This window comes from Bacteroidales bacterium (assembly GCA_035647615.1).
In the GTDB taxonomy this organism is placed as follows: domain Bacteria; phylum Bacteroidota; class Bacteroidia; order Bacteroidales; family 4484-276; genus SABY01.
In genome coordinates this window covers 111,499-120,400 of sequence record DASRND010000008.1, presented here as the reverse complement: position 1 = coordinate 120,400, position 8,902 = coordinate 111,499, and the positions used below count along the sequence as shown (strand labels likewise).

Annotated in this window: 6 protein-coding genes and 1 tRNA gene; 5 read left to right on the top strand and 2 right to left on the bottom strand. The window is 44.6% G+C overall.

Annotated elements, in window-relative coordinates:
• Nucleotides 1-55: 55 nt before the first annotated feature.
• From VFC92_04105 to VFC92_04085, 5 genes are all read left to right on the top strand, one after another.
• A complete protein-coding gene (locus VFC92_04105; protein HZK07361.1) occupies nt 56-1,255 on the top strand; it encodes a pyridoxal phosphate-dependent aminotransferase in 1,200 nt (399 codons plus the stop codon).
• A gap of 81 nt (nt 1,256-1,336) precedes the next feature.
• Nucleotides 1,337-1,423 (top strand) — tRNA-Leu (locus VFC92_04100).
• Between the two features lie 409 nt (nt 1,424-1,832).
• Complete coding sequence (locus VFC92_04095; protein ID HZK07360.1) at nt 1,833-2,696, top strand: GIY-YIG nuclease family protein; 864 nt, start codon at nt 1,833-1,835, stop codon at nt 2,694-2,696.
• Nucleotides 2,697-2,971: 275 nt separating this feature from the next.
• Complete coding sequence (locus VFC92_04090) at nt 2,972-4,141, top strand: T9SS type A sorting domain-containing protein (GenBank protein ID HZK07359.1); 1,170 nt, start codon at nt 2,972-2,974, stop codon at nt 4,139-4,141.
• Nucleotides 4,142-4,213: 72 nt separating this feature from the next.
• Nucleotides 4,214-4,732, top strand: a complete 519-nt coding sequence (locus tag VFC92_04085; protein HZK07358.1) for a flavodoxin family protein — start codon at nt 4,214-4,216, stop codon at nt 4,730-4,732.
• Between the two features lie 166 nt (nt 4,733-4,898).
• Here the strand turns inward: VFC92_04085 and VFC92_04080 are convergent, their stop codons facing one another.
• Both VFC92_04080 and VFC92_04075 read right to left on the bottom strand, forming a co-directional pair.
• Entirely contained in the window at nt 4,899-5,315 is a 417-nt protein-coding gene (locus VFC92_04080; GenBank protein HZK07357.1) for a hypothetical protein, read from the bottom strand.
• Between the two features lie 625 nt (nt 5,316-5,940).
• The gene (locus VFC92_04075; protein HZK07356.1) at nt 5,941-8,640 is read right to left on the bottom strand and encodes an agmatine deiminase family protein; all 2,700 of its coding nucleotides are present in this window, start codon (nt 8,638-8,640) and stop codon (nt 5,941-5,943) included.
• Nucleotides 8,641-8,902 lie beyond the last annotated feature (262 nt).

The following is an 8,902-nucleotide window of genomic DNA, read 5'->3' as shown; positions in this document are numbered from 1 at the left end:
TCACACAAGTGAAGACCGGGATTTTTTATTTATAAAACAAAATAATCTTCTCAAGATGCCGAAATTATCACAAAAAGGCAGGACGATGCCATCTTCACCTATCCGCAAGCTGGTGCCCTTTGCCGAAGAAGCCAAAAAGCGAGGCGTAAAAGTTTTTCACCTCAACATCGGACAACCCGACATAAAAACGCCAGAAGTGGCGCTGGAAGCTGTTCGCAACTACAGCAAGCCGCTGGTAGCCTACAGCCACTCGGCAGGCAATGCTTCGTATCGCGAGAAGCTGGCCGACTATTATCAGAAATATAATATTTACGTAGCACCCGATGAGATTATCGTGGGTGCCGGTGCTTCGGAGGCACTGCTCTTTACCATGCAAAGCATTATGGATCCGGGCGAAGAAATCATCATTCCGGAGCCTTTTTATGCTAATTACAACGGCTTTGCTACCAATGCCGGCATCAAGGTGGTTCCCATCAACAGCACCATCGAGACTGGTTTCGGATTGCCTCCAATTGCTGAATTTGAAAAAGTGATCACTCCGCGCACCAAAGCCATCCTGGTTTGTAATCCCAACAATCCCACCGGTTATCTTTACAATCAGGAAGAGCTGAAGATGCTTGGCGAGATTGCATTGAAACATGACCTGTTTTTGATTGCTGATGAAGTTTATCGCGAATTCTGCTATGACGGACTTGAGCATCACTCGGTGATGAACCTGCCAGGCCTCGACCAGCACACCGTGTTGATCGACTCCGTGTCGAAGCGTTACAGCATGTGCGGAGTGCGCATTGGTGTGATGATTTCTAAAAATAAAGAGCTGATGGCTACTGCCATGAAGTTTGCGCAGGCACGTCTTAGCCCGCCCAGCTTTGGACAGGTTGCCGCCGAGGCTGCCATCGCTACTCCCGACAGCTATTTTGAAGAAGTGCTGGCGGAATATCACAAACGCCGTAATACGGTTTTCGAAGCCATCAACGAGATTCCCGGAGCGTTCTGCCCCAATCCATCCGGTGCTTTTTATGTGGTAGCTCGACTGCCCATCGACAACAGCGATAAGTTTTGCCAGTGGCTGCTCGACAGCTACCATTACGAAAACCAAACTGTTATGCTGGCGCCGGCTACCGGATTTTACTCCACTCCTGGCCGCGGCCTCGACGAAGTGCGCATCAGTTATGTGTTGAAAGTGGAGGATTTGAAACAATCGATAAAAATACTGGGCGAGGCACTCAAGGTGTATCCTGATCGCACACGATAAAGTATAGGAGCGAAGGCAAGAGAAAAAAGACAAACTTTTGTTTTGGATTCTCGACTAAAGTATTACTTTTGCCCCCGCTTTGCCCAAGTGGCGGAATTGGTAGACGCGCTAGTTTCAGGGACTAGTTTTCGCAAGGAAGTGCAAGTTCGATTCTTGTCTTGGGCACCACAAACAAAAAATCCTGTCGGTTTCGGCAGGATTTTTTTTGTTTTTACAACCTTCATGATCACAGTCACCCCGTGAATTCTGTTTGAGCATGGAACTTCAGTTCGAATATTTGTTGTCTGGCCAGCGTTATTCACGGCGTGACTTTCTCCAAGCCGCAGTCACACCGTGAATGCTGTTTGAGCATGGAACTTCAGTTCGAATATTTGTTGCCTGGTCTGGCGTTATTCACGGCGTGACTTTTCCAAACTTCTTTATTCATTATGGTTTTAAAAAAGCCGGGAGTTTTTTTCATTCAAAATCATTTTACCTTTGCCGGTTTGTGAAATTACGTAAAGACATAAATGGAATAAAATCACAAAATGACGTACTCAGCCGTCATGCTTCATTGTAAAACGATAAACAAGTAAAGATGAAATTCTGTAAAACAATAAAAATATTTCTCATCGACGGCGACCCAAACGGAAGGATGAGTTGTGAACTATCCAACTGGTCAGGAAAGGCATATAAAATCCCAAGAATAAAAATCAAGGAATGCACAGACCGTGACGACCTTTCGAGTACTGGTGTTTATCTTCTCTTTGGCAAAGACGATGCCGGAAAGGATCAAGTTTATATTGGAGAAGCTGAATCAATATTGAAAAGGCTAAATCAACAATTGACTTCAAAGGACTTTTGGAATGAGGCAATTGTATTTATTAGCAAGGATGAAAACTTAAACAAAGCCCACATAAAATATTTGGAAAACCGATTACACGACATTGCCAAAACTGCGAATCGTTATAAGGTTGACAATTCTGTCATTCCAACTCAATCCTCAATTTCTGAATCAGAAAGAGCAGAAATGGAAGAATTTATTGAGTATATCAAGATGCTTGTAAACACACTTGGTCACAAAGTGTTCGACGAAAAGAGAGAGTTTAAGCCACAGCAAAAACAAGAAACATTTTTTATTAAAGCTGCACGTGGTGCAGATGGACAAGGCGAACAAACATCAGACGGATTTGTAGTTTTCAAGGGTTCAAAAGCAGCTGGTTCGACAGTAACCTCAATGACGTCAAATTTCATAACCTTGAGACAAAAACTAATTGACGAAGGAGTGCTTCTTGACAGAGGTCAATTTCTTGAATTCCCCGAAGATTACATCTTTAGCAGTCCATCGACGGCAGCATCAATCGTACTAGGACGAAATGCAAATGGTTTGACCGAATGGAAACATAAAAGCGGGAAAACACTTAAAGAAATTGAATCGGATGAAAGGACAACAAAGGTATAACAGCGTATATAAACATTTGGCTGTTTGTGCGAATTCTAAAGTTTTAACTCATCTCGTTCATAGCCGTAACTTGACAAGAAAATCCCCCGATATTCCAATTGCTTCATAAACTAACCATCAGCCACAACAAAATACAAACCTTACGACACAAGGAGTATTAAAACTCAGCTTTTAATAAACCAACGGGTACTCTTTTCGGTTATCTGTGCGATAGCTCGTAGGGGGCTAAACCAAATCATGAAACCTAAAAAAGTACAATCATAAAAACCGCGTGAATGATGAAAAAAAGAAGTTACTCAATACTTGCCGGCTTGTTGCTTGTTTCCGCCACTTTGTTGGCGCAGCCTTATGGTGTAGGGCACACCTCTGCGGCGTTTTTTGATAGCAGCCGGAATCGTAATGTCGTGACTGAGATCTATTATCCGGCTGATAGTGCAGGCGAAAATGTGCCTGTGGCTTTGGGGAGCTTCCCTGTTATCGTTTTCGGTCATGGGTTCTTGATGAGCTGGGAGGCCTATCAAAACTTTTGGACAGCGTTGGTTCCCGACGGCTATGTGATTTGTTTCCCTACAACTGAAACGGGGCTTAGCCCCAGCCACGAAAATTTTGGTGCCGATATAAAATTCGTGGCTGCTCAGATGCAAATTGAAAATGGGAGCAGCGGTTCCATTTTCTTTGACAAGTTAAGCGAAAAAACTGCGCTTATGGGTCACTCGATGGGAGGGGGCGCTTCGTTTTTGGCAGCAGAAAATAATCCGGCGATCAGCACATTGATAAATTTCGCTGCTGCTGAAACCACTCCTTCTGCCATAGCCGCCGCAGCCAACATTGATGCGCCTACTCTTATGTTTTCGGGCAGCGACGATTGCGTGACTCCTGCTGGCGAACACCAGGTTCCGATGTACGACAATCTGGCCTCAGATTGTAAAACACACATAACCATTATTAATGGTGGCCATTGTTATTTTGCTGATTTCAATTTTTTCTGCAACCTGGGCGAATCACTCTGCAACCCTTCCCTCGATATTACAAGAGAAGAGCAGCAATTGATCACCTTCGAATTTTTGACGCTGTGGCTCGACTATTCCTTACGTGATAATCTGACAGCCTTTGCCGCGTTCAACGATTCTCTCCAGAATTCAACGCGGATAACTTTCGAACAATCGTGGAATACGATTAGCATAGAGGAAATCAGTACCGATTCCGGAATTAAAATATTTCCCAATCCCGCTGTCGATAAAGTTAGTTTCGTGGTCGCCGGGGAAAATGTTGATGGACGAATGGTTATTTATAATGTAATGGGAGAGCGGGTTTATCAGCAGCAAATCAGAGAGAGCGAATTTCAAATCGATTTATCCGGTTTCACCGCCGGCCTTTTTTGGGTTGTCTGTTGTAAAGATAAATCCACCTACACAGCTAGGTTTTTTAAAGCAGGAGCCAGATGATGTGCGTCCGGACAGCGAATTGACAATGAAAATAGATTGATTTAATAATATGGATATCTAACTTATGCGCCTATGAATTACATGATAGTGTACTCCTCTTTTACGGGAAATACGAAAATTATTGCCGAAGCAATAAAAGACGCTTTAAAGGAAAGCTCTTGCACTTATTGTGGCGAAATCGAAGGAAGTGCGAATCATGATGCCGATATCTTGTTTGTTGGTTTCTGCGTTCATAAAGGTTCATGTACTGATGAAATCAAACATTATTTAGAATCATTGGAAAATCAAAAAATCGCACTCTTCGGCACCGCAGGATTTGGAGGTTCGGAAAGCTATTTTGAGACCATATTAGAAGAGGTCAAATCATACATACCGAAATCGAATAACATTATCGGAAGCTTTATGTGTCAGGGAAAGATGGCGAAAAACGTATTGGAACGGTATTCTAAAATGCTTGAGGAAAAGCCTGGAAATAGAGAAATCATGGATATGATTAATAATTACCATAACGCTTTATCTCATCCAGATGAAAATGATCTTGACAGGGTTCAAATGTTTGCGAAGAAGATGTTAAGTGATTTTAATGGATGATATTATTTCTTGGTTTTGTACAAATTTCATTGTGATTTACAACTGGCAAAAATCTCAAATGGTCGGATTTACAGCAGTTCAAAAAATCGTTGCCTTTCCTATTGATGCTCCCTCAATCTTTAATTTTTGAAAAGTAAACAGTGTTGCTGTAAATTTCCCTCTCCCCTTACTTGTAATTGGCTTCGCAGTCGGAGCCTACGGCGCCAATCTCGATATAATATTTCCACAGGATGCCTTTGCCCTGCCAGGTGCCGATGCCTTTTACCCGCCAGTTGTCGCCGATGGTTTGCAAGGGTAGCGTAATTACATCGCCACTCACAGTACCATAGGCCGGATCTGATCCGGGGCCGGGAAAAGCAAAGTTTTGGATGAGTACCCGCGTGTCGTTCGAGGGATCGGCAACAATTAATGCTTCATAGTCGAGCCGCACACAGGATTCGTCGACCATCCATTTGCCAAGAAATTTTGTGCGGTCATTCGTCGGATTGTTGAGGTTCTCATCGTCGGTACAGCCTGCAAACTGAAGCACCATCAAAGCGAAGATTGCCATGACGATAGTCGTTATTTTTCGTTGTGTTTTCATGTTTTTAGGTATTAACAAAAAGATTGATAAATGCGATGTCAAAGATGACAAAAATTCGGCCATTGAAGAAGCCTGACTGAATTATTTTCACAAGATACCGCTCTTTACGTTTTGGTCTACTTGGAATTAAGTATGATTTCACAGAGTCACGGCTTGAGCTTGCCGAAAGGTAACACTGTGAAACTTATAAAAACAACACTTGCTCTGTGGTGGCTGTGGTGGCTGCGGTGGCTGCGGTGGCTGCGGTGGCTGAGCTTGTCGAAGCCAGCCTGTCGAAGCTCACAAAGAATAATTACACAGTGTTACTCTTTGTAAAACACGGTATTACACTATGAAATATTATTTTATAACAAACAAAAAAAACCTTCCGGACATACTGCCACGGAAGGTTTTTTTTCACTGGTGTCCGGTTAAAAACAATAGATTCTTCGCTGTGCTCAGAATGACAGTGGTTTGCGATGAATTGGGGGAGGGAGGGCTTAGTCGGAGGCGCAGCCTCCGACTAAGCCCTCCCAAGAACCCTAACAGCCTGTCATTCTGATCCGCCAACCGGCGGAGAAGAATCTATTTATGGAAAACTATGTTTGCCGGACAACAGTGGTTTTTTTTAAATGAATGCCGGACATTATTCCGTTTTTAATACTTTAAAGATTTCCTTTTTGCCATCTGAAGCTACTTCAACAAAATAAACTCCATTGGTAGCAATACCTGCAGAAGTGCGTGTATTCCATACCACTTTATTCTGCGAAAGCTCTTCCCTGGTAAACGTCTTAACAGTTTTACCATTAAAATCCAAAATGCGCACACTTTTGACGGCGCTGCTGTTGAGATCGATGGTGAGCCTGGAAGCAAAAGGATTGGGATAGCAACTGACGGATTTTGCAATCGGGTTATCGATGTTTATCATCAAATCCCAATCGATAGCAATATTCTGAATGACCACACCTTCAGAGGTGACGACGTTAAGATAATCATATACCATATTGACTTCCGGCATGATCACGTCTAACTTTACGTTGAACGTGAGTTGTTCCCCGGGCTGTATCGTATGGGGGAGCTCATCGGAGAGGTCTCTGATCGTCCAGTCGAGTTGACCCGAGCCGGTAATTTCCTCGATAGTGACCGAAGCACCCGAAGGATTGAATACGGTGGCAGTTACTCCTTCATAGAGTTGCTCTTCTTCAAGTATCCACAATGTGTCGGGCTGGCACACAGCATAGCCGGGCGCCAACACCTGAAGGGTGACAGGAATTATCAAGAGTGGGTGGATCGGGTCGTTGGAAGCAATATCCACGGAACCTTCATAAATTCCTGGCAACAAGTCGCCGGCATTGAAAGGTATAGAGATAGCAGCAATTTGTAGGGGACCTAAAGTTCCTTGTATCGGTCCTCCATAAATCCAGGGAAAAGTATTGACGTTGCTGGTGAAGGTGACCTCGATGTTGGTAGCCCGACAGCCGCCGTCGCCGTAGCTGTCTTCTATCCACATACGCCAGGTGCCGTCGCCCTGCTCATTCATAAAGTCAGAAACCATCTGCACGTAGTTGCCGCTTGGCTGTCCTGCTGCTACTACAGTATGGGTGCCTTGCGGCGACATCAGGTGCAGGCTGCCATCTTCGGGATGGTTGTCAGTAATCCAGTTATAACTTACTGTAACATCCTGTAGTATTTGGATTCCTTCTACTTGAAACTCTATCCAGCCAGACTCGTCCCAGGTGTTGTAATTGTAAGCTGTGGCCTGCGGACTGTCGGCAACTTCCACGGTCAAATCTTCAAACATTGCAGTGTTGGTGGTAAGGATGTAATTAAGAGGGATCTCACCGAGATTGATAATGTTTAGCGTTCTCTGGCAGGTGCCACCGGGAGGTAAAATTGCGCTGAGGCTATCCGGCGTCACACTTATTTGTGCAAAAGCCTGTTCATCCACAAAGAAAAAATGTGGGTCGGGTGCGCCGATAAAAGGATGTGTGATGCGGTTGTCGGCCTGATCAGCAGCGAAAAGATAGTATTCTATGAGGCTGCCCGAAGCAGCTTCAGGAATATCGCCACTCCACTGTTGTCCGCCGGTGTTGGTTATCGGTGTTGTTTCCCAGGCACCTTCGTTGGCACGATGAAAAATCAAAACCGAATCTGGATTTAGTTCGCTTCCGCTAAAAGCTTTTATTGTAGCATCGACGGTGTAGCTGTTTTGGTAAGGTAAGTTTCCCGAAAGCGGAACGTGGCGGATGTGTACCTGGTTGAGGTCTGCGAGGCCTTTGGTGCGGCAGTGCAAAGCATCGGTCGATTCCCAACTGCCCGTAAAACCCATCACTTCGTAGCCCGGCATGGCTTCCTGATAGCTGGCCAATGCCGCTGCATCCCATTGTGAATTCATAAAGGGCACATAAACGCGTTCGTTCAGAATCAAAGAATTGGAGTAGGGCTGATTGTTGGGTGTGTAAACCCTGTAAACCTCAAACGGTGTTCCGTATGAAGATATCTGTTGTGCAAAATAATCGGCAGCAGCTTCTATCGCATTGTATTGCGGATGGCTCGACGGCACCGAACGGATCATCACTTTGTTGACGTCGAGAAATTTCCCCCAGCAGTCGATGTGGTCGATGTAGGTATTGTTGGGATCATCCACCACATGGTACGTTTCGATACCAAGAAAATTCATAAAGATATCGTCGATTTGCTGGTGGGTGTATTGCGGATTTTCCTGCCATGTCAAATCTGTTGCGGCTGCGATGCCCATACCGTCGGACATATAGTTGCCACCACAGGTGCTGATGTTCATTGCAAAAAGGTTAACATCCATAAATTGCGCTACTTTGGCGGGAACTGCATTATCGTTGGGTCGGGGACGGTTGTAAGTAAAATCGACGATGCCCATCTCGTCGTTGCCATCAAAAACAAACCAGGGGCCGTAGTCGCGCGTCCAGTAGCTGTCGGAGGGAGCGATGATGAAATCGCAATTGTCCAGGTTGACGCCGTTCTGAATGTATTTGTTGGTGACGTAAGTTTGCAGGCTGTCATGGGCTATCAGTGTGGTCACCCCACATTTTTGCGACATAGCAGCTATCAGATTGTATGGGATTCCAAAGCTGTAGCGAATCAATACCGACTGCATTTTATCAAACTCGGCAATGTTGGTAACCGGTGCCGGTGGTGGGTCGGTAGCACGGGCGTCTTTCCCGATCAGATGCTTTAGTTTGGCCTCTTCCGGACCCATGTAGTGCTTCAGTGTGGCGGGTCTTTCTTTGTTTTGAGCTACTAAATTCTGTTGAACCATTACAAGCGGAAGCATCAGCAAGAGGAATGGCAGGAAGTAAAATCGTTTCATATAAAAATGAATTGTAGACTGTTAATTGTTAAAATTTGTTGCTGGCAAAATTAGGTAAAATATGGTTGTAGCTCGAAGCATTTGTGCGTTTGTGTTGGTTTTGAATAGCAGTTTGCAAAGAGCATGGCGCATGGCGCGGAGAGCAAGGTGTACAAAAAGTTTAGCATCTAATGTGAATGCTTTTGATTCTATTTCACGGGTGCCATGCGCCAAGCATTCAAAATCCGATAATCTGCGGTTCGATATTCAAATAATAATAGGA